General features: G+C 45.3%; 22 protein-coding genes. 17 read left to right on the top strand and 5 right to left on the bottom strand.

Annotated elements, in window-relative coordinates; genetic code table 11:
* From EPO18_RS08490 to EPO18_RS08455, 8 genes are all read left to right on the top strand, one after another.
* Positions 1-807, top strand: an 807-nt coding sequence (locus tag EPO18_RS08490) for an N-acetylneuraminate synthase family protein (protein WP_292432929.1), incomplete at its 5' end; no start/stop codon positions are given.
* A 7-nt stretch (positions 808-814) separates the two neighbouring features.
* A complete protein-coding gene (locus EPO18_RS08485; protein ID WP_292432928.1) occupies positions 815-1459 on the top strand; it encodes an acetyltransferase in 645 nt (214 codons plus the stop codon).
* Positions 1460-1462: 3 nt separating this feature from the next.
* Positions 1463-2515: a nucleotidyltransferase family protein gene (locus tag EPO18_RS08480; RefSeq protein ID WP_292432927.1), complete on the top strand. Its 1053-nt coding sequence runs from the start codon at positions 1463-1465 to the stop codon at positions 2513-2515.
* Positions 2516-2638: 123 nt separating this feature from the next.
* Positions 2639-3493: a flagellin N-terminal helical domain-containing protein gene (locus EPO18_RS08475; RefSeq protein WP_292432926.1), complete on the top strand. Its 855-nt coding sequence runs from the start codon at positions 2639-2641 to the stop codon at positions 3491-3493.
* 90 nt (positions 3494-3583) lie between these two features.
* A complete protein-coding gene (locus EPO18_RS08470; protein ID WP_292432925.1) occupies positions 3584-4009 on the top strand; it encodes a flagellar protein FlaG in 426 nt (141 codons plus the stop codon).
* A 35-nt stretch (positions 4010-4044) separates the two neighbouring features.
* Positions 4045-5436 carry a flagellar filament capping protein FliD gene (gene fliD, locus EPO18_RS08465; protein ID WP_292432924.1) on the top strand — a complete coding sequence of 464 codons (1392 nt, stop codon included), beginning with the start codon at positions 4045-4047 and terminating at the stop codon, positions 5434-5436.
* A 17-nt stretch (positions 5437-5453) separates the two neighbouring features.
* Entirely contained in the window at positions 5454-5843 is a 390-nt protein-coding gene (fliS, locus tag EPO18_RS08460; protein ID WP_292432923.1) for a flagellar export chaperone FliS, read from the top strand.
* Positions 5827-6159, top strand: a complete 333-nt coding sequence (locus EPO18_RS08455; RefSeq protein WP_292432922.1) for a flagellar protein FliT — start codon at positions 5827-5829, stop codon at positions 6157-6159. The genes fliS and EPO18_RS08455 overlap by 17 nt, the downstream gene beginning before the upstream one ends.
* 125 nt (positions 6160-6284) lie before the next feature.
* On the opposite strand, the gene EPO18_RS08450 is transcribed toward EPO18_RS08455, so the two are convergent.
* The 5 genes from EPO18_RS08450 to EPO18_RS08430 form a co-directional block, all read right to left on the bottom strand.
* Positions 6285-8801, bottom strand: a complete 2517-nt coding sequence (locus tag EPO18_RS08450; protein ID WP_292432921.1) for a motility associated factor glycosyltransferase family protein — start codon at positions 8799-8801, stop codon at positions 6285-6287.
* A gap of 177 nt (positions 8802-8978) precedes the next feature.
* Positions 8979-10526 (bottom strand): hypothetical protein, encoded by a 1548-nt coding sequence (locus EPO18_RS08445; RefSeq protein WP_292432920.1) that lies wholly within the window; start codon positions 10524-10526, stop codon positions 8979-8981.
* Positions 10527-10649: 123 nt separating this feature from the next.
* Positions 10650-11852, bottom strand: coding sequence for an ATP-grasp domain-containing protein (locus EPO18_RS08440; RefSeq protein WP_292432919.1), 1203 nt, complete (start codon positions 11850-11852; stop codon positions 10650-10652).
* A gap of 8 nt (positions 11853-11860) precedes the next feature.
* Complete coding sequence (locus tag EPO18_RS08435) at positions 11861-13312, bottom strand: pyridoxal phosphate-dependent decarboxylase family protein (protein ID WP_292432918.1); 1452 nt, start codon at positions 13310-13312, stop codon at positions 11861-11863.
* An 86-nt stretch (positions 13313-13398) separates the two neighbouring features.
* Entirely contained in the window at positions 13399-14226 is an 828-nt protein-coding gene (locus EPO18_RS08430) for a cytochrome C assembly family protein (protein ID WP_292432917.1), read from the bottom strand.
* A gap of 239 nt (positions 14227-14465) precedes the next feature.
* Between EPO18_RS08430 and ffh the strand changes: the two genes are divergently transcribed.
* From ffh to dbpA, 9 genes are all read left to right on the top strand, one after another.
* Complete coding sequence (gene ffh / locus EPO18_RS08425; RefSeq protein WP_292432916.1) at positions 14466-15827, top strand: signal recognition particle protein; 1362 nt, start codon at positions 14466-14468, stop codon at positions 15825-15827.
* 138 nt (positions 15828-15965) lie between these two features.
* Positions 15966-16217 (top strand): 30S ribosomal protein S16, encoded by a 252-nt coding sequence (gene rpsP, locus EPO18_RS08420; protein WP_292432915.1) that lies wholly within the window; start codon positions 15966-15968, stop codon positions 16215-16217.
* Between the two features lie 6 nt (positions 16218-16223).
* Positions 16224-16727 (top strand): ribosome maturation factor RimM, encoded by a 504-nt coding sequence (rimM, locus tag EPO18_RS08415; RefSeq protein ID WP_292432914.1) that lies wholly within the window; start codon positions 16224-16226, stop codon positions 16725-16727.
* A gap of 8 nt (positions 16728-16735) precedes the next feature.
* Entirely contained in the window at positions 16736-17473 is a 738-nt protein-coding gene (trmD, locus tag EPO18_RS08410; RefSeq protein WP_292432913.1) for a tRNA (guanosine(37)-N1)-methyltransferase TrmD, read from the top strand.
* A 13-nt stretch (positions 17474-17486) separates the two neighbouring features.
* On the top strand, positions 17487-17828 hold the full coding sequence (gene rplS / locus EPO18_RS08405; protein ID WP_292432912.1) for a 50S ribosomal protein L19: 342 nt from the start codon (positions 17487-17489) through the stop codon (positions 17826-17828).
* Between the two features lie 133 nt (positions 17829-17961).
* Positions 17962-18447 (top strand): methylated-DNA--[protein]-cysteine S-methyltransferase, encoded by a 486-nt coding sequence (locus EPO18_RS08400; protein WP_292432911.1) that lies wholly within the window; start codon positions 17962-17964, stop codon positions 18445-18447.
* Positions 18444-19325 (top strand): site-specific tyrosine recombinase XerD, encoded by an 882-nt coding sequence (gene xerD, locus EPO18_RS08395; protein WP_292432910.1) that lies wholly within the window; start codon positions 18444-18446, stop codon positions 19323-19325. Before EPO18_RS08400 ends, xerD begins: the two co-directional genes overlap by 4 nt.
* A 3-nt stretch (positions 19326-19328) precedes the next feature.
* Positions 19329-20105 (top strand): acyl-ACP--UDP-N-acetylglucosamine O-acyltransferase, encoded by a 777-nt coding sequence (lpxA, locus tag EPO18_RS08390; RefSeq protein ID WP_292432909.1) that lies wholly within the window; start codon positions 19329-19331, stop codon positions 20103-20105.
* A gap of 242 nt (positions 20106-20347) precedes the next feature.
* Entirely contained in the window at positions 20348-21736 is a 1389-nt protein-coding gene (gene dbpA, locus EPO18_RS08385) for an ATP-dependent RNA helicase DbpA (protein ID WP_292432908.1), read from the top strand.
* Positions 21737-21967 lie beyond the last annotated feature (231 nt).

Here is a 21967-nt window from a genome sequence, read left to right as displayed (position 1 = left end):
CGAAAGCTGGGAATTGAATTTTTATCGACGGCATTTGATTTTGAAAGTCTTGATTTTCTTGTGCGTGAGCTAGGCGTCGAAACACTAAAAATACCTTCAGGAGAGATCACTAACGGGCCGTTTTTATTGGCCCATGCACAAACCGGTAAACGAATTATCCTGTCTACAGGCATGGCGACCTTGGGCGAAGTGGAAGCAGCCTTGGGCGTGTTGGCATTCGGTTATTTGGGAGCGCAGCAGCCATCCTCGCTCACCGCTTTTCAGCAGGCCTACGGCTCTGAGCAAGGGCAGGCTGTATTGCGGAAAAATGTGACTTTATTGCATTGTACTTCCGAATATCCAACGCCAATGGAAAATATTAATCTGAAAGCAATGGATGTTTTGCAGCAGGCTTTTGGCCTTAGTGTGGGTTATTCGGATCATAGTATAGGTTCGGTTGTGTCTGTTGCAGCTGTAGCTCGAGGTGCGACAGTTATCGAAAAGCATTTTACGCTGGATAGAACCCAACAAGGTCCCGATCATAAAGTGTCTCTTGAGCCTGATGAGCTTAAAGCGATGGTTCGTGACATCAGGGATGTTGGAAAAGCTTTGGGGCAGGGGGTTAAATGCCCACAGCCGTTGGAGCTGGAGAATCAAAAGGTTGTTCGTAAAAGTCTGGTTGCAAGATGCTCAATTTCATTAGGGGAACGGTTTACTGAAACAAATTTGACCATAAAGCGCCCCGGAACAGGAAGAAGTCCGATGGATTATTGGGCGCTATTGAGTGAGTCGAGCAGCCGTAATTATGATGCAGATGAACTAATTTAAGAGTGCAATGACTAAACCCATCATTATCTTGGGCGGCGGCGGACATGCTAAAGTCCTGATAGATATTCTCCGTCGGCTAAATTGTCGATTAGTAGGTATTGTTGATCCGAATCAATCTGTAGGAAGTGTGTTGCACGGACTTAATGTTCTGGGTGCCGATAATGCGGTATTTAATTATTCGGCGGCAGAAGTTGAGCTGATTAACGGTGTGGGTTCGCTCCCGAAAGATAAAGGTTTGCGAGCCAGCTTGTTTAATACGTTTAATGACAAAAGCTATCACTTCAAAACCCTGGTTGACCCAACTGCGTTCATTGCTGCTGATGTTGAGTTAAGTGATGGGGTACAAGTGATGGCTGGCGTCATTATTCAGGCAGGCACAAAAATTGCTGAAAATTCGATTGTCAATAGCGGCGCAATTATTGAACATGACTGCCGCATTGGAAGGCATGTTCATATCGCTCCGGGGGCTGTACTTAGCGGCACTGTTGAAGTGGGCGATTATGTTCATATAGGAACGGGCGCAAAAATTATTCAGAGCATTAGTATTGGCGCGGGCAGCATTATTGGTGCCGGTAGTGTCGTAACGCAGGATATTGCTTGTAGCCAGATTGTTTATCCGCCTCGTTCGAAAATAAAATCTATAGAGAGATAAGGTATGAAACATAACTGGCGCAACGCACTCATCAATCCGGAAACCAGTCTGCAGGAAGCCATTCATGTGATAGATAAAGCGGCGCTACAGATCGCGTTAGTTATTGATGATCTTGGAAAACTAGCCGGTGTGGTCACTGACGGCGATATACGGAGGGCTTTGATTCGAGGGCTTCCTTTAGATCATGCTGTAGCAGAAGTCATGAATGCACATCCCAAAGTGGTATCGGTTAATGATTCCAAAACTAAGATGTGTGCCATTATGGAAGCGCATACTTTAATTCATCTGCCGGTTTTGGATGCTGATGGCAAAGTGGTTAGGCTGGAAACTTTGCAGGGATTATATAAACAGCCGCATTTCCAGAATCCAGTGTTCTTGATGGCAGGCGGTTTCGGTACACGTTTACGGCCTTTGACTGATACTTGTCCTAAGCCCTTGTTGGAAATCGGCGGCAAGCCGATTCTTGAAACGATTATCGAAAATTTTGTCAGTTCAGGATTCAGGAATTTTTATATTGCCGTCCATTATCTAGCGGACCAAATTAAAGACTATTTTGGCGATGGCCAGCGCTGGGGAGTGCAAATTAACTATGTTGAGGAGCGTGAACCCTTAGGAACTGCGGGAGCATTGGGTCTATTGCCGAGTGACTTGCCGGATTTTCCGATGATTGTGATGAATGGCGACATTCTGACGCAGATCGATTTCCCCCGTTTGCTGGACTACCATAATGAGCGTCAGGGGGTGGCAACGTTATGTGTTCGTCAGTATGAGTATCAGATTCCTTACGGTGTTGTCAGTATTGATGCTCAGCGAATCACTGGTATTGTCGAAAAACCCATACAAAGTTGTTTTTCTAATGCCGGGGTTTATGTGCTTAATCAAGCGTTAGTAAAAACTATTGCCAAGCAGCAACAGATTGATATGCCGCTGTTTTTAAATCAGCAAATTGAGGCGGGGGAGTTGGTTTCAATGTTTCCTGTTCATGAGTATTGGTTGGACATAGGCAGGGAGGCCGATTTTTTACGCGCTCAAGGTGAATTTTCCAAATATTTCTGAAAAAAAATTAAAGTAATTTAAATGCACGCCGATAACTTTTTCGAGTCAAAGTTTCAACAAATTTTTGTTACATATATTATTTTTTCCCTTGGATAATCCGAGGGATTTTAGGGAGATACGATCATGACAATGCAAATTAATACAAACTTGGGAGCATTAACTGCTCAACGGAATTTAAATAAGTCCGGTCTGACGCTTGCTTCTTCAATGGAAAGGCTGTCTTCAGGTTTGCGGATCAACTCTGCAAAAGACGATGCGGCGGGTTTGGCGATCACTGACAAGATGACCGCGCAAATCCGTGGTATGACGGTGGCGGTAAGAAATGCGAATGATGGCATATCTATGGCTCAAACGGCTGAAGCTGGGATGGGAAATATTACCGAAACCTTACAACGTATGCGTGATTTGGCAGTTCAGGCCGCTAACTTTGGTGCTGTCAGTCTTGACGATCGCAAGAAACTGGGTGCCGAATTTAAACAATTGGGTGCTGAGGTAAGTCGTATTATAAGCAACACGGAATTTAACGGAAAGAAAATTCTGAATGGGTCATTGGCAGGTGTTAATTTTCAAATTGGGGCAAATGTTGCGACCAATAACCAAATCTCTATTACTGTGTCTAATCTAGCGGTCACCTCAGGTCTTAGCCAAGTGATTAATATGGCAGCAAGTGCGGGGAATATTGGTTCTGTGACATCAACCAGAGTGAGGAGCGTAATGAGCGCTATTGATGGCGCAATTGCAAAAGTTGACAAGTTCAGATCGACATTGGGTGCTGTTCAAAACCGGTTTACCACTACAATAGCCAACTTGCAGTCTTCAATTGAAAACCAAAGCGCTGCACGTTCAAGGATATTAGATGCCGATTTTGCTCAAGAAACAGCCAGCTTGAGTCGTTCTCAAATTTTACAACAAGCTGGAACAGCGATGTTGGCACAAGCGAACCAAACTGGACAATCGGTGCTTAGCTTGCTCAGGTAAGCTATTATGGAAACACCAGGGAGGGTTAAGGCTGCAGAGTCACTGCAGCCTTTTCCGTTTGGAAGATGGGATTAACAAAAGGTTAGTGACATGAACAGTGAAATTACAAATGTATCGAAGCTTGTTCCAGTTCCAGCTATGAAAAATAATCGGCAAAACAAAGAATCGGCTTCTTTGAAATCGGATGCGGTAATTGAGAAGAAAATTGAACCTGAGTCAGTCTTGCCGACGAATAGCGTAAAGGAAAAAGAAAAGGAAAAGGAGCTTGGCTCTGACATAACGCCTCTGGATACGTTAAAGTCGGCAGCGGTTGCTGGTAATTCATTACTTCAATCTTTAAATCGGAATTTAGAGTTTAAAGTGGATGAATCAACAAAAAAAGTTGTGATAAAAATTGTTGATAACCAGACAGGTGAGACAGTGCGTCAGATTCCTTCGGAAGATATGCTGGCATTTATAAAAAAGATGCAGGAGCTAGACGGTGAAAAAGGCTCTGTTATTCAACATAGAGCTTAATTTATAAATTGCTTTAATGGCTAGGGAGGTAAGTTATGTCTATTTCATCTTCAACCGGGATTGGTAGTGGCATGGACATCAATGGCATTGTTAGTCAGCTGATTCAAGCTGAAGGCAAGCCTCAGTTTGATGCTATTACACGCCAGGAAACGGCTACTCAAACCCGGTTAAGCGGGCTTGGCACATTAAAAAGCTCTTTATCAACTTTTCAAACAGCGGTAAAAAAGCTTCTTGATGTAAATTTATTTAAAACTACTCAGGCTGTTTCTGCGAATCCATCTATTTTTACCGCTACTACTGGTCCTGGCTCGGTGGCGGGAAGTCATACTGTAGAAGTAACTAAGTTGGCTAAAGCACAGCAATCGATTGCAACCACTGAGTATGCTAATTCGGCAGCGGCTGTTACAGTAACTGGGGGAACGCTTAATTTTACTTATGGGCCTGGTTCCACAAAAACGCCATTTTCTGCAACCATTGGACCCAACGCTACACTGACTGATGTCCGCGATGCGATTAATGCCGCGTCAGGGAATAATGGCGTTACAGCCAGTATTATTAATGTGGATTCTACAGTGACGCCAGGTACAACTATTTCAAAATTAGTGTTGACATCCAAAGATACGGGTGTTGCTAATGGATTTGCCGTTGCTGTTACAGGCGGTGATGCTGGATTGAATTTGCTTGATACCTCTGTTCCCGCAAACTACAGTACAGTGACAGCAGATGATGCCGTGATAAAAGTCGATGGATTGGATGCAACCCGCAGCACTAACACAATTACTGATGTGCTTTCAGGCGTTACATTGAATTTGCAATCCGCTGCAGTTGGAACGATTGTTAATTTGAATGTTAACTTGGATAATGCGGCGATTAATAAGACGATTACTGATTTTGTAACTGCATACAATAGCCTTCATACAACTACCGCTAGTTTAGGTTTTTATGGCGGTACAGCCAAAGGGGCAACCAATGGTTCTCTTTTGGGGAATTCGACCTTGCGTAATATAAGCAATAATTTGAGACAGGATGCAAGTAATCCGGTGACCTCAGCTACCAGTAGTTACGATTCATTGGCGATGATCGGTATTACAATTGATAAAAGCGGGGTTATGGCGCTGGACAGTACCAAGCTGAATGCAGCTTTGGCATCTAATCTTTCAGCTGTAAGTGATGTATTCGCATCAGCTAATGGTGTTGCTGTCCGACTGGATACCAAATTGACCCAATTTTTGCAATCGGGAGGTCCTTTGGATTCTCAACAAACATCGTTGAGTAAAACTTTGACAACTCTCGGTAAACAAAGAACTGCTATCCAGCTTCGCCTGGACAATTTACAAAAAGGGTTACAAAAGCAGTTTATTGCAATGGACTTAGCAGTCGGCCAGTTTAAGTCGACAAGTGCATTTCTTACTCAGCGGTTCGGGTGAGATAGAGGAAGACAGATATGTATCCTAGTACTTATAAAAGAGGCGTAAATCAATACGCTAATGTGCATAATGAAAGTAGCTTAACAGATGCTTCACCACATTATTTGATACAGATGTTAATGGACGGTTTTTTGGCTCGGGTTAATACGGCGAAAGGAGCTATGGCTCGTTCTGATATGGAATTAAAGAGCCTTTATATATCCAGAGCAATGGCAATAGTTGGGGGTTTAAATGAAGCGATTGATTTAGAAAAGGGTGGCGAAATCGCCGTAAATCTTAGTCAATTATATACCTATATCAACAATCGTTTATTGCAAGCCAGTTCTGAAAATGACGTGGAGATACTGGATGAAGTCGCTTCGTTAATGAGGGAAATAAAAGAAGGTTGGGATGCCATTAAAAACTGAGGATTGGTCGGTGGATCAGTATCCTCAGTTGCAATTGGAAGAGTTAAAGGCTCTGTCTGTTCAGATTTCTGAATATGTTGCCGGAGAGCAATGGGAGCAATTAGTAGTCGCGTTGGATTTGCGGCAGCAGTGTATAGAAGCACTGTTCTCAGAAGCTGTTGCGGAACCGGAGGCTTTAAAATCTTTGGCACGCTCAATTCTTGAGCAGGATGCCGTTTTTGTTGCAAGAATACAAGAGCAAAAAAAAATAGTAGAAAAACAGATATTGGCTCTCGACAAGGGTCGGCATGCCATTAATGCATACGGCTCTAGCTGATTAACTATCTGAGAAAAATTTTGTTCGTTGGCGGTTGTACCTACAGTATTAATATTCCAGCTCTAGGAGGACAGATTGACCTAATCTGGACAATTTTAGGGCTTGGTCACACAAAGTCATAAGTTTCAACTTAAAGTCTTCGAATAAGCCAATTGTTTTTTTAAGTCCATGGCTACTTTCGAATCCGGTGTTTTTGCCAGAATGTAATCAATCATCAGTTCTGCGGCGTCGTAAGTCTTGTTTTCTATATAAAGCATCGTTAATTTCATTTGCACCAAGGTGTCTTCAGGAAACTGGCGGATGTAATTGTTATAAGCGTCTATAGCCGCCAATGCATCGCCGCGTAGACGAACTACTTCCGCATAGAAGGGTAGATAAAAGGGATTGAGCTGGGATAAACATTGTAGTGACAGGTAAGCATTAGTATTGTCGATGTCGTTTGTGCTGATGCCGATGACCGCTATTCTTAACAAAGCTTCTTCCAGTAATGGAGAATCTTCGCTGTCTATAATGTTGTGGTAGGCAGTTATGGCTGTTTCAGTGTCGTCTTGTAATTCAGCCAGGTAACCGTTAATTAAATAAACATACGGAATCGCGGTTGTTTGCTCTTCATGTTTGTGTAAACCTGATAGCAGGTCATTTAGTTCTTGTATTTTTTGATGCTTGAAAAGTAGGCCTGCGCGTTTTTTTAACATAAAAAAACTAGTATAACTTTTTGCCCGCGCCATGTGTGCGGTATTTTTATTGTCTAGAACGGAAATGAACAGTCTTTCTAATTCATTAAACTCTGTTTGTACCGCCTCTGGAATGTTGGCATGGGGATGGTTTTGTTGCCACGATCTGGCCCGACCAAAGCTATGATCCTTGCGCCATTGGGTGACTAGTAGATTAAAGTCAGGTTCGTCGCTGGCTTCCTCCTGGCGGGAGAGAACGCGCTCCTTAGCATCGCTGATTAATTTAAGTAGTGCGATTGCGCCATCACGATAGGCTTCGTAATAGGCATTGCCCATCTCTCTAGTTTCTTCTGCGCTCCAATCTTCATCAGTAAATGGTTTGGTGATTTTTATAAAGCTACGGATACCAAATTTTTTAACAAGCTTGCTAAATTGGCGATGTTCTCGGTTGAGTTTTTTTTCAATTTTGTCGAGTTTTCTTTTGTCTTTGTAGTTTTCTATAGTTCCGTGAACACTATACATACTCTCATTTATTGTTAAAGCATTCTCAGCTAGGTGCAAGATGGCATTTATTTGAAACTGAGCGCGTTTAAGTTCACTGATGATTGCCTGCTCGTTATGGAAACGATGATTTGAAAAGGCTATTTGTTCGGCAATAATTGCAGTTGCATCAATCGGATTAGGGTCAAGCTCGATATCTGTCAAAGGAGTGTAGTTTATGTTGCTGACTTTAGCGGCATTGGCTGAAGGGTTAATTATTTTGCAGCCTGTTGCAGTAATGGCTTTAGCCTGTAGTGCTAGCGTATTGATTGCGGCGGCAAAATCACAACTGGTTGGAGCCATGAAATCGCCATTGGTTTCTGTTTGTAAGGATGTCAAATTAAAACGGGGGCCGGCAATATGTTCATCGCTGCCGTTGGCGTGTGTGTATCCATCCCGTGTAAAACAAAGATCTACGCCGGCTAATATGATACGTTTAAAGCCGAAGTAGTGCGCCAGGTTTAACGCGGTATTCGTAACAGTCGGCCCTGCTCCGTCAATATTTTCATGATTCAGGGTTGATTTCCAGGGAACCCGGCTTCCCAGATATAGACCGATTCCCTGCCATTGGCTGACTAGAGACGATACAGTGTGATAAGAATAAACAAAAACGGGTTGAGTGCTGAATGTAAGCATCTCTTTGCTGATGTCGAAACTTAATTCGGTGGGGTCAACGGAAAAAATAAAGTCAGGCTCAAGGTTGATGTTTTTAAGCTGCCTGGAAATTCGCGAAACTGCAAAAATAACGATCTGTTGGCGGTGTTCCTGCACCCAAGGTAAGGCTTCATCCAAAGACGGGCCTCCTGCCAGCAACACCACGGTTTTTCCGTGAAAGGTATTTTTAAGTAACTTAGCGGGCAATAGGTTGTCTGCTAAATTGGCAATCTGGCGGGTGGTAAATGTTTCGTTGCCGAGAGTCATATTTACGTTCCAATGACCTTGGGCAAGCACTTCGTTAATATGCCAGCAGAGTTCTGCATAGACATTGCAATTATCATCTTCAGCGCAAAGCGAATTAAATGAATGTACAGAATTAATATAAAAATAGTCTTGTATTTTGAATAGTTGAGTATTTTCATTCCATTCATCAAGAGTTATGCAGACAATGGCGGGATCTAATTCTTCAAGTAGTCGATAGTTCTTTAGCTGCTCAAGAATAGATGCCGGCTCGATAAAGATATAGCGAGTACCCTTTGGTAAGCCTTTTTGTTGCAGGTATAGAGGTAATAAACCTGAATCAGTGCCAATAATGATATTTAGTGAATCGGTTTGAAATAATCTATCACCGAATTTTGCATTGTAAAGGGTCTGGGAACTGATTTTGTCAAAGCTATCTTGATTGAGGTTGTAAAAATATCTTTCTCCAAAGGCATTGGTTTTAATAGGGCCGACATCATTGGTATCTATTAGGCTGCTGTTTTCATTCATTGTTCTATCGCTAATTCAGTATCTTGATGTTTTTAATGCCATCTGAGTGATGTCAATAAGTTCTGCGTATAAGGCTATGATTTTTATAGTATACGTTTTTACGGTCTAAATAAAACTATCTTACACTCATTCTTCAGGTTTTTAATTCGATTGGTGCTGAGCTGGCAGAAGCAGATCTCATTGACTTGATTGGATTAGCAATGCTGTTTTATCTAAAGTCGTCAGAGCATCTTTAATTATTGTAGCGCCTTTATCACCGTGCGCAGTTGCTTCGATTATCAGGCGTGAACTGAGGCATAAGCGCAAGGCGCTTACCCCTATGCCATTACGGGTGCCGCAGGCAACGGGCTGGCCCAGTTGGCAGCGTATTGTGGCGATATTACTGTTGGGATGGGTAAAGTCAAGTGTGGCCGACCAAGGCGAGCTTTGGACTTCGTCTCCGTCTGCCGGACTGAAAAGCTCGGTTTGCAGTCGTTGATAAACATTCCGGGTTTGTTCGCTGTTTAACGGTATCCGTACATCATTTTGGGGGTCGTAAAGCAGAAAAGGGAAAATAGTCTGTAGATCATCCCAATTATTTGCCTGTATTAATGGATGACGATCGAGTTGGGGTACGGGCAGGATTTCGAAGTGAGGATCGGATATCAGGCGTTGCAAGATCACCTGTGCAAAGGTTTGCAGAAAATTTATCGTGTCTGTTTGCTGCACGGCGCAAAAACGGCGCAGCTCTTCCACGGCTACTTTAAAGCGCAGCAGCAACCCGAAATTGGCGATATGATCCAGATGTTCAGCTCCAGCCCAATTGACTGGCCAATGGACATTAGATGAACAAGATAATAATCCGCGTGGAAAAGCGCGTTTTTGGAGGCGTTTCGCTATGCTTGAAGGAAGCAATAATGCAGCGGAAAAAGACGGGGCGGAAAGAAATTTTGATCCGGTCAACGCGACTATAAAGCCCTGTTCCAGATAAGCGCGCAAAGTCGGCAGCGCGATGCGGAACTGGCAGGCATCGACCAGTACTTCAATGTTATCGGGATAGCGACGGTGTAGTGTCATGACGCAGGCTGGGCTCGGCGCAATTAATCCGGTTTTGGATTGGTCAACAAGGATCAACAGGACGCGTCGATCCGAGGTAACAGCTTTAGCAACCAAGGCATCTACTTCGTCATCAATCTCCACTGGAGGTCTGGGCATCCCATCATCCAGTCGAATGGATACTTGCACAACTTCAACGGCGTTATTGCCGATGATGGAGTTTCCGCTTAAGGTTGAAGCCACGCCGCTTCCGGTTTCATTGGCTTCCACCATGATTATCAGTGCCGGTGTTGATATCCCGCTACCTGTATATTGGGCTGCGATGGCATGGATGTCGGTACCTGATGATGAGAGTATAAGCTCTACTCCGGGGACGTCGGATAGCTCGCATAATTTCAGCCATTCCAAGCGAATCCTCTGGATTTGCTGGTCGTAGACGGCTTTAGGTGAGTCGGTGCTGATGGCCTCCAATAAGTCTTGGCGTAGCTGGTCTGCGACGGCGAAACCTTCCGTGGAAATGACTGACGCCGTAGAGGAGCCGAATGCCAGCAATTGAGGATCGGGAAACGGTTGACAACCGTATTTGTTCAGTCCGCTAAGCGGATCGAGATCGAGGCGGACATCGCCGCCTGCAACCAGAAGTTGCTCGGTGGGGGGCAAGCTATCCAATTTTTGGGATGGTTTTTGCACAATAGTTAACGATGTTATGAAGTACCGGCTATGGGAGTGCAGGCTTCGCCTAAAGCGCCTACTTTTGGTGCCTGCAAGCGCAAGCAAAGCTGTGGCGTTGAGCTGATGAATGGCATGGATAATTTAAAGAACGCCGCGCTGCATCGCACTCAGCAACATCCGGCGAAAGGCGCCGAATACTTTGTTCATTTGCGGTTGTTTATAAGGAAAAATATCGACCGGATCGATGGCGTGGACAATCATGCAGCTGTCAATCTCGAAAATCAGCAATTTGCCGTCGGCGGTCTCGCCGCAATCGATGCCCAAATAGTCCAGTCCAACCCGCTCGTTAATGGTGTGGAAGGCTTCGGTGTGTTTACAGGCAAAGGCGTTGTCGAAATCAATCATAAAGCGCTCTTCTTCGGCGCGTTTTTCGGCGCTTTCGGCCATATTTGCATTCAGGTAGTGGATTACCCAGTGTTCGGATATGCCAACATGGCAAACAAAGGGTTTGCCGTCGATCAATACGATGCGATATTTCCTGAACCAACCATCCTGCCCGCGATAGTCAACAAAACGGGATATATAAAACTCATTATTTGGCATGTTGTGCAGATAGTTAGCCAGCGTATCCAAATTCTCTATTTTTTCCAGGTCTTTCCCTGCATGGGAGTCGACGGGACGGATAATGATTGGGAATTTGCCGTCAGCAAGAATATCGGTAAGCGGCAGCCGTTCATTGGCGACTTGTTCCAGGGTCTGACGGGTTACGCGTATCGTGATCGGCATGTTGATTCCCGGAGCCGATTTTAATAATGCACAAGCTTCATTACGCGACATTAATGCAATACGATCCGGCCTGTTCAGCACCGGGCGCGGCCATGAGGCTATGGCGGCATCAATCTGTTCTAACAGCGGCATATTTTGATCGGATTGGGCAATGGCGACAAACAGCACATCGTGATCCGGGAGTTCGGCCGGTAACGGCAAGTCATGGGTTACATAAACTATATCGAGGGCGACATCGGAGTTTTCCAGCAGGAATTCCAGCGGTGTATTTGCCATTAAATCGCCGGCTGCCATAATTGCAAGCAGACGAATATTAACCTGTCCGGTCGCTGTGGGCGGGGAGTATATTTGCTGGCTTTTGATAGCCTGAGCCTGCATATTTAAAGCTAAGTCGCGGTTGCCCCGGAGTTGCAAAACCGTGGATAAGTCCATTAGCGCATGGCCGCCGGTATCGGTTTCGGCGCGTTCGATTAATTGTGCGCCCAAAGGAGCAAGATCGCAGCCGGAGTAGGCCATCCGCATTAGCTTTGCCAAGCCGATCAGTTCATTGGTTTGCATTAGTTTTCCTAAGATTGAGCTTTTGTTGCGACAATTTCACCCAGGGCAAGCGTGGCATTGATTAAAGCATCAATGTCATTTGTCGTAGTGCGATGATTGACAATAGCGGCACGGATGGCCAGTTGATCGTTAATAGTCGTCGTTGACGGCGCGGCAATACCGGATTCTTGCAGTGCGACCACCAAGTCTGCATTGACCCTGTTGGCATTGGTGCTGCGATAGCGGAAGCATACGATATTTAATGCAACGGGGGCGAGCAGTTCCAGTCGTGGTTCTGTTTCAATGCGCCGTTTCATATACTGGGCCAGGGCACAGGTATTTGAAATAACTTGTCCTAATTTTTTCTCGCCGTAAACTTTTATAGTGAACCATGTTTTGAGTGCCCTGAAACCGCGTGACAGATCCGGGCCGAAATCGCACGGCCACGGTGAGCCCGCTGCCATGCCGCGTGCTTCCCGTTTTAGGTAAGCGGTGGGAGAGGCAAATGTATTGTGATGCAGCTTACCGTTCCGTACTAATATAAATCCTGCATCATAGGGAACTTGTCCCCATTTATGGAAATCAAAGGCTATGGAATCGGCGCGCTCAATGCCTTGCAGGCGCGGTGCAATATCAGGGGCCAGCATAGCCAACGCGCCGTATGCGCCATCAATGTGAAACCATATGTTTTCGCGTCGGCAAAGCTCGGCAATAGCCTGAAGATTATCAATGGCCCCGACACCAACGCTGCCGACAGTTGCAGCAATGAAAAACGGCACCATGCCGGCTTTTTTGTCTTCGGCAATCGCAAGCTCAAGTGCGGCCATATCCATTTGGTGCTGCTCATCAATAGATATCGTACGTAATGCATCACTACCGAAACCGGCAATATCCATGGCTTGGGTAATGCTGATATGAGAGCTTGCTGAGGTATAGGCAACTAATGATTGGCTGTTAGTGGTAATGCCTTTACGGCGCACATCGGTGCCTAACAATGCGGTGCGGGCAATCAATACGCCAAGCAAATTGGCCATGGATGTTCCTGTCACAAACAGACCGCTGGCGGTTTCCGGAAAATTGAACAACTCCCGGGTCCACTGCACTACTTGGTGTTCGATTTCGATCGGAGCCTGATCGCGCCCGCCAAGATTGGCGTTCAGTCCTGCGGCCAATATTTCTGCCAGCATACCGACTGGGGTTCCGCCGCCATGAACCCAGCCCATAAAGCCGGGATGAACGTTGCCTAATGCATAGGGGAGCACATCTTTCATGAATATAGCGTGCGCTTTTTCGAGATCATGGTATCCGTCATCCAATGCTTGCTGAAATGAATGCCGCACTTCCTCAGGCATGGGCTGCCAGACCGGCTGATCGCGCAAGTGTTTAAGATAGTCGATCATGTCGTCCAGCATTCGGTGGCCTTGTAACCGGAAGGCATTCCAATCGGACGGATCGAGTGTATTTTCAAAGGTTTCCAGCATAGTTATATTGGATTGAAACCGGTAAGGGCCGCTATAAAATTAAGTCAATCGAACGGCAGTCTATTAGTTAAATAGGGCTGCGATTGTTATCTGTGCAAAATAATTTCCAGCACCAGTTTGCTGCCAAAATATGCCAGCAATAGCAAAATAAAACCCGTTAAAGTCCAGCGTATAGCTGTTTGTCCTCGCCATCCATAGCGCATTCGTCCGACCAAAAGACAAGAAAAAATGATCCAGGCAATAATGGATAAAACAGTCTTGTGCACTAAATGTTGCGCAAATAAATCCTCAATGAAAATAAAACCGCTGACCAGTGAAATAGTCAGAAAAAAAAGCCCTGTGCCGAGCATTTGAAACAATAAGGCTTCCATGGTTTGCAAAGGCGGTAATGACTGGATGAAGTGTTTAGGCGGATGGCTTTTAAGTTGCTGGTCTTGAATAGCGAGTAAAATGGCTTGCAAAGCGGCGATATTTAACAGGCTGAATGCGATAATCGAAGTTAAGATATGGACGCTCATCTGCCAGTTGTGTGTGTGCAGTAGATGCGGTTTTTCCTGTAGATTCAGTTCCAGCGCCAGCATAATAGCGGCAATTGGAAATACAACGAGCCCCAGTTTTTCTACAGGTTTGTTAAGTGTTGCTATGAGTAACAGCAAGGCGACAATCAGTGAGATCAGGGATGCGGCGCCGATAAAGCTAAAATTAAAGCTGTTGTTTTGCTGAAAAGCGAAAGCAGTATATAAAATATGCGCGCATACTGCCGTCCATGCTAAATAAAGCGGTATATGTTTTTTGTACGGATGTGTGTAAGGAGGCGGAACGGCTTTGCTGCTACTCCGGCGGATGTCTCGGGCAATAATCAGCGTGCTTGCCAGATAAGTGCAAATTGACAGCGTAGCAAGTGTGGTGTTCATTAGGCTCGTTTTTTGTTTGGTTTGTAATCAATCGATAACACTATTGTTCGGCGTGAATTTATTGCCTATATGGTTCTGGTAATAGAGTCGAATGCTTTTGCTAATATAATAAGCCGCATCTAAATTGCCTTGTGTTTAATGCAAAGGCCTTAATGGCTATGTTAATATATCCCGCTAAATAGTCCTAGCGCATTTGTGTTAGTGAATGGTTTCCCTAAAGATTTAATAAAGATACTGATATGTTTGATAATTTAACCGATCGATTAGGTAGCACGCTTAAAAAGATTAAAGGTCAAGGACGCTTGACTGAAAGTAATATCAAAGAAACCTTGCGCGAAGTGCGCATGGCATTGCTTGAGGCTGATGTTGCTTTGCCGGTCGTTACGGACTTTATTGAGCGTATTAAAGTTGGCGCATTAGGGCAGGAAGTTCAGTCCAGCTTGTCGCCCGGCCAGTCGCTGATTAAGCTGGTTCAGGCCGAGCTGGTAACAGTGATGGGCGAGGCCAACGAAAAGCTGAATCTTAATGCTGTTCCTCCGGCAATTATTTTAATGGCCGGCTTGCAAGGTGCTGGTAAAACCACGACGGTTGCTAAATTGGGCCGCTGGCTAAAAGAAAACCAGAAGAAAAAGGTCGGCGTAGTCAGTGCCGACGTGTACCGGCCGGCGGCTATCAAACAGTTGCAGATGTTGGCGAATGAACTTTCTTTGGAGTTCTTTGAAAGCGATGTGTCGCAAAAGCCGGTCGATATTGCTAAAAATGCGATTGAAGCGGCCAAGAAAAAATTTCTTGATGTAGTCATTATCGATACCGCAGGCCGTCTGCATATTGATGATGAAATGATGGGCGAAATTAAAGAATTGCATGCAGCAATTAATCCTGTCGAAACCTTGTTTGTTGTCGATAGCATGACCGGGCAGGATGCCGCTATTACTGCAAAAGCCTTTAATGATGCATTGCCGTTAACCGGAGTTATTCTGACCAAAGCGGATGGCGATGCACGTGGCGGTGCGGCGCTGTCTATTCGCCATATAACCGGCAAGCCGATCAAGTTTATCGGGATGGGCGAAAAAACCGATGCGTTGGAGCCTTTCTATCCGGATCGTCTTGCGTCCCGCATTTTGGGTATGGGCGACGTATTGGGCTTGATTGAGGAAATCGAGCAGAAAGTCGATAAGGCAAAAGCCGAGAAGCTGGTCAAAAAGCTGCAAAAAGGCAAAGCTTTTGACTTAGAAGATTTTCGTGAGCAATTGCAGCAAATGCAGAGCATGGGCGGAGTGGGTTCCATGTTGGATAAATTGCCTGGCATGAGCAGTATCCCCCAAGAAATGAAAGATAAAGTTAATGACAAGGAATTATCGCGCCAGATTGCGGTGATTAATTCCATGACCATGAAAGAAAGACGTTATCCCGATCTGATCAAAGGCAATCGGAAGAAGCGTATTGCTGACGGTTGCGGGCAGCAGTTGTCGGATGTTAATCGTATCCTGAAACAGTTTATGATGATGCAGAAAATGATGAAGCGCTTCAAATCGGGCAATATGGCGAACATGATGCGAGGCATAAAAAATAATGTGCGCGGCATGGGTATGAGAAGATAATTATTGTTGCGTAATGACTGCTTATTCAGTGATTAAAGAGAATGAACTTGACGGCAAGTGTGTTGTTCTTTACTTATAAAGAAAATCGAGTAGAATAAGTCGATTAAATTTTGACTAAATGTTTTTTGAGGAACTTAGATGGTAACCATTCGTCTTTCCAGAGGTGGCGCGAAAAATCGTCCTTTCTATCATGTTGTTGTAACCGATAGCAGAAGCGGTCGTGACGGTCGTTATATTGAACGTCTTGGTTTTTTTAATCCGTTGGCGCGTGGCAATGAAGAAAAATTGCGTTTAGACACTGATCGCGTTGATTATTGGAAAGCCAACGGCGCACAGGCTTCTGATCGCGTTGCAAAATTGATTAAAGACGCACGTAAAGCGGCGGCATAAACTGAATTGTCAGAGCAGCATATAAGCGTTGGAAAAATTTCCGGCGTTTTTGGTGTAAAAGGATGGGTTAAGGTATTTTCCTTCACTGATCCAAGGGAAAATATTTTAACTTATTCCCCGTGGTTGCTAAAAAAAGGCGACCAGACAAAAGCGGTTAATGTTGTTGACGGGCAGTTGCAAGGTAAGACGATAGTCGCTCAGCTGGCTAATATTAATGACAGGGATCACGCAGCAAGCCTAATGGGCTGGGATATTTTCATAACCCGAGACCAGTTGCCAAAAGCTGCTAAAGGCGAATATTACTGGTCCGAGTTGATTGGTTTGAATGTCGAAACCATTGATGGTGTTCAGTTAGGTGTAGTTGATAGTCTGCTGGAAACCGGTGCTAATGATGTGATCATTATCCAGGGAGAGCGGGAACGGGTCATTCCGTTTTTACAGGAACAAACGATAATTAACGTTGATCTCGATGCAGGCAAAATCATTGTCGACTGGGATCCCGATTTTTAATTATCAGCATGCGTTTTGACGTTGTAACATTATTTCCAGAAATGGTAACAGCAGCTGCGGGTTGCGGTGTAACGGGCAGGGCAATCGAGCGCAATATAGTCAGTTTGTCGGTATGGAATCCCAGAGATTATACCCGCGACAGGCACAAAACGGTTGATGATCGGCCTTACGGCGGCGGTCCAGGCATGGTTATGAAGTATCAGCCATTGCACGAAGCGGTTCATGATGCAAAGCAGGCAGGCTCTAAAACTGCCAAAGTGGTTTATTTGAGTCCGCAAGGCAAGCCGATTACACAGGTTTTGCTATCAGAGGCGAGTAAAACATCGCAGATAATTTTAGTTGCGGGGCGTTACGAAGGCATTGATGAGCGCTTTGTCGAGATGGATTGCGATGAGGAATGGTCTATCGGCGACTATGTGATCAGTGGTGGTGAACTTGCTGCATTGATAGTGATTGATGCGGTGACGCGTTTATTGCCGGGGGTACTCGGCGATGAAGATTCGGCCCTGCAGGACTCATACAGCGATGGTTTGCTGGATTGCCCGCACTATACCCGGCCGGAACAGATTGATGGTCATTCGGTGCCGGAGGTTTTACTGGGCGGCAACCATGCGGATATAGAGCGCTGGCGTATGAAGCAGGCTTTGGGTCGAACTTGGCAGAGACGGCCGGATTTATTGAAAAAAAAGAATTTGAGCGCAGAGCAGGAAAATTTGCTTAAAGAATTTATTGTGGAGTTGGTTTAAATTAAGGTGTGGTATGAGCAATATTATTGATGAATTGGAAGCGGAACAACTGAAACAGATTCCTGACTTTGGTCCAGGTGACACAGTTGTCGTGCAAGTTAAGGTAAAAGAAGGCGAGCGTGAAAGAATTCAGGCTTTTGAAGGTATCGTAATTGCAAAACGTAATCGCGGATTAAACTCAGCTTTCACAGTAAGAAAAATTTCTCACGGTACCGGTGTTGAGCGTGTATTTCAAACGCACAGCCCTATGATTAGCGAGATCAATGTTAAGCGTCGCGGCGATGTTCGTCGTGCTAAATTGTATTACTTGCGTGACCTGACCGGTAAAGCGGCTCGTATTAAAGAAAAGCTTTAATCAAGCCGGTTTTCATGAGATAAAAAAGGCAGCTTTGAGCTGCCTTTTTTTATGGGTAACGGATTAGCTTGATTGTATATTTAAACCTAAAGTTGTAGATTCCTTATAATTAATATCAGCTAGGATTTGTTTAATGCCATTTATAATTGAGTGGGTAGATAACTGCTCGGGAGCCGTAGAGGTTGTAAGGCTTCAGACTCCGGCTGGACAGTTTGTTTTAACTAGCCAACAAGGCGTGATCAACAAAACAGACTGGGAACCGGGGGCTTGCACACGTCCATTCGTTGAACACGAATTAAACACTTATTGGCAGAATCCCAACAAACTCATTAACATCAAATTGTTAAAACAAGGCAGTACCTACAGGAATCAGGTTTGGGCTGCGCTTTGCCAAATATCTTTCGGCGAAACAATAACTTATTCTGCATTGGCAAAAAAAATTGGCTCATCGGCGCGGGCTGTCGGCAACGCGTGCAGGGATAATCCCTATGCTTTATTTATTCCCTGTCACCGGGTGGTTTCCGTTTCCGGCATGGGCGGTTATTGCGGACAAACCGATGGCGATTTAATGTCAGTAAAATACAAATTACTGGAATTCGAAGCAAGCTACAAAAAATGAATACCATCTTGATAGACCAATTTCTCGATGCAGCCTGGGCTGAGCAGGGTTTGAGCGATAACACGCTTTCGGCTTACGGCAGCGATTTGAGGATTTTTGCCAAATGGCTGAAGGAAAAGCCGATGCTCGAAGTGGACGGGGGGCAACTATCGGAATTTCTTTCCAGTCGCTATAAAGAAGGCATAGGTAGCCGTTCTACCGCGCGAATTTTGTCCAGTCTTCGCCGATTCTACGGTTATTACATCCGAGAAAATAGCATTCAAGTCGATCCGACCGCATTGATAGAGTCGCCCAACATCGGTAAGCCGCTGCCCGGATCTCTATCTGAACAGGATGTTGAGTTGCTGCTTAATGCGCCTGAAGTTACCAATGCTCTGGGCTTTAGAGATAGAACCATGCTGGAAATGCTGTATGCGACAGGGCTTAGAGTATCCGAGCTGGTTAATTTAAAGTTTGAGCAGATCAGCTTTCGGCAAGGGGTAGTCAGAATCATCGGCAAAGGTAACAAAGAGCGGCTGGTACCGGTCGGAGAAGAAGCCATGAGCTGGCTGGAAAACTATATGACTCAAGCCAGAAAAACTATTCTCGGCGAACGGCAATGCGATTATCTGTTTGTCACCAACCGGGCGGAGAATATGACAAGGCAGGCTTTTTGGCATATTATCAAACGTCATGCAAAAAAGGCCTGTATCAACAAAGAATTGTCGCCGCATACCTTAAGACACGCTTTTGCCACGCATTTGTTAAATCATGGCGCGGATTTGCGGGTCGTGCAGTTATTGCTAGGGCATTCGGATTTATCGACCACGCAAATCTATACCCATATTGCCCGGGAAAGACTAAAAGAATTACATTCAAAATATCATCCAAGAGGATAAAAGATGGCTCAAAATATTCACCCGACCGCTTACATAGCACCGGATGTGTCACTGGGAGACAACGTTACGGTTGGGCCTTTTGCCGTTATTGAGACAGGCGCTCAGCTGGGTGCTAACTGTCAGGTAGGCGCTCATGCCGTGGTGCACAGTCATGTAAAAATGGGCGATGGAAATATTTTACATCCGCATGCGGTATTAGGCGGTTTGCCGCAAGATACCGGCTTTAAGGCTGAGACGGTTTCCTGGCTCATCTGCGGCGACAATAACGTCTTTAGGGAAGGCTTTACTGCACATCGGGCTTCTAAAGAAAATGCAGAAACGCATATCGGCTCAGGCTGTTTCTTTATGAATAACAGCCATGTCGCGCATGATTGTACCGTCGGCAACAACACTATATTTGCCAATAATGTCGCGATCGGCGGACATGTTCAAGTCGGCAATAATGTTTTCATCGGCGGAGCTGTGGTTGCGCACCAGTTTTGTAGAATAGGCTCGTACGCGATAGTGCAGGGTACGACCGGGCTTAATATGGATGTTATCCCGTTTATGCTGATTGGCGGACGTCCTGCCCGGCATTATAAGTTGAATACCGTAGGCTTAAGACGCGCAGGCATCACCGGAGATCGCTATAAAGCGTTGTCGACGGCATTCCGGCTGTTAAAAAACAAACAAAGCCTGGATGACTTGGAAGAAACGGAAGAGTTAAAGCAATTGAAAGACTGGTTGGCTGTTAAGTCCAAGCGCGGCTTGCACGGGTTTATTAATGTGTCGGAAAAATAGGCTGACAGTGCTGCTCACACAAGTATCAGCTAATTAAACTCATAAAGACTTAATTGTTCACCACGAAGACACGAAGAGCACGAAGATAAAATACTTCATGCTCTTCGTGTCTTCGTGGTGAAATTTTTTAAGCTAATGCCGGGGAGCTCGTAATAGCGGAAAAATTAAATGCCAGTATCTGGTATCATAAGCAATTGAATTACGGCACTTCCCTGTCATTCACGTCAATATAAAGAGTCCTTGTGAACACCACCGAATTTTCATCCCTAGCTTTAAAGCCCGCCTTGCTCGAAAACATCGAATCCCTGGGATATACCCATTTAACGCCTATCCAGGCGGAAAGTCTGCCGCATATTCTTGAGGGCAGGGATGTGATTGCGCAGGCTAAAACCGGCAGCGGTAAAACCGCCGCATTTGGCATCGGCCTGTTATCCAAGCTGGACTTGAACAGTTTCAGGGTTCAGGCGATGGTCGTTTGCCCAACCAGGGAGCTTGCCGATCAGGTCTGCAAGGAGATTCGGCGACTGGCTAGGTTTACGCAAAACATTAAGGTGCTGACTTTATGCGGCGGCGTACCTTTCGGTCCGCAGTTGGGTTCGCTGGAGTATGGCGTTCACGTAGTAGTTGGTACGCCGGGACGGTTGCAGGAGCATCTGCGCAAACGCAGTTTACGTTTGAGCAATTTAAAGGTGTTGGTGCTGGATGAGGCCGACCGGATGCTGGATATGGGCTTTGAAGAGATTATTACCGACGTGATCTCATATGCACCGACGCACCGTCAGACATTGCTGTTTTCAGCGACTTATGCCGATCCTATTCGGGAAATGAGCCAAAAATTCCAGTTTAAACCGATTTCCGTTAGTATCGAAACCAGTCATCATGATAGCGATATTGAGCAGTGTTTTTATCAGGTGGAAAAGTCGAAAAGAACCAGCGCGCTGGGCTATCTTTTGTCCTACTATCGGCCAGAATCTACGGTAGTTTTTTGCAACACCAAAAGAGATTGTCAGGATGTGGCTAGCTCCCTTGAAAACAGTGGCTTTTCGGTTCAGGCGCTGCATGGCGACCTAGAGCAAAAACATCGCGACCAAGTGTTGGTACGTTTTGCTAACAAGAGTTGTTCGGTTCTAGTGGCAACTGACGTGGCGGCGCGGGGACTGGATATTAAGAACATGCAGGCAGTGATTAATTATGAGTTGCCTTGGGATCCTGAAATTTATGTACACCGGATTGGGCGAACAGGTCGAGCCGGCAAAAAAGGGCTGGCGCTAAGTTTATGCACAGAAAAGGAGATGAATCGGGTTAAAGCTATTGAGGAGTATCAAGCGATTTCAGCCAAATGGGACGAAGTGGCGCCTTTCCAGATGAACCATGAACAACGGTTCGAGCCGCCGATGGTGACTTTGTGGATAGACGGGGGGCGCAAAAACAAAGTGCGTCCTGGGGATATACTGGGCGCTTTAACCGGTGAAGCAGGGATTGCGGGTAGCGAAGTCGGCAAAATTGATATTTTTGATGCCCATGCTTATGTGGCTATCAAACGAGACAGCGTTGATAAGGCCTTGGCTTGTTTGAGAAACGGCAAAATAAAAGGACGCAGTTTTAATGTCCGTAAGTCCCAGTGGGGATGAAGTTGTCCGTTCTGCATTCATTATATCCATGTAACTTAGCTGTAAAACTCTGGATTTAATCCGACAATTGCCAAAATTAGTCTCAACTGTATCAGACATAGACTGTCTCAGTTCGACCCAGACTGTGTAAAAACGCTACATCTGGTAAAATAAGCTCACGGCCAAACCACCGGGAGAGCAGATGAAACGCTTCATTCAAAGTACAGACCGAACTCAGGTGACTTTATTTCC

This window comes from Methylobacter sp. (assembly GCF_004322395.1).
Taxonomy (GTDB): Bacteria; Pseudomonadota; Gammaproteobacteria; order Methylococcales; family Methylomonadaceae; genus Methylobacter_A.
This window is presented reverse-complemented; position numbering and strand designations above follow the sequence as displayed.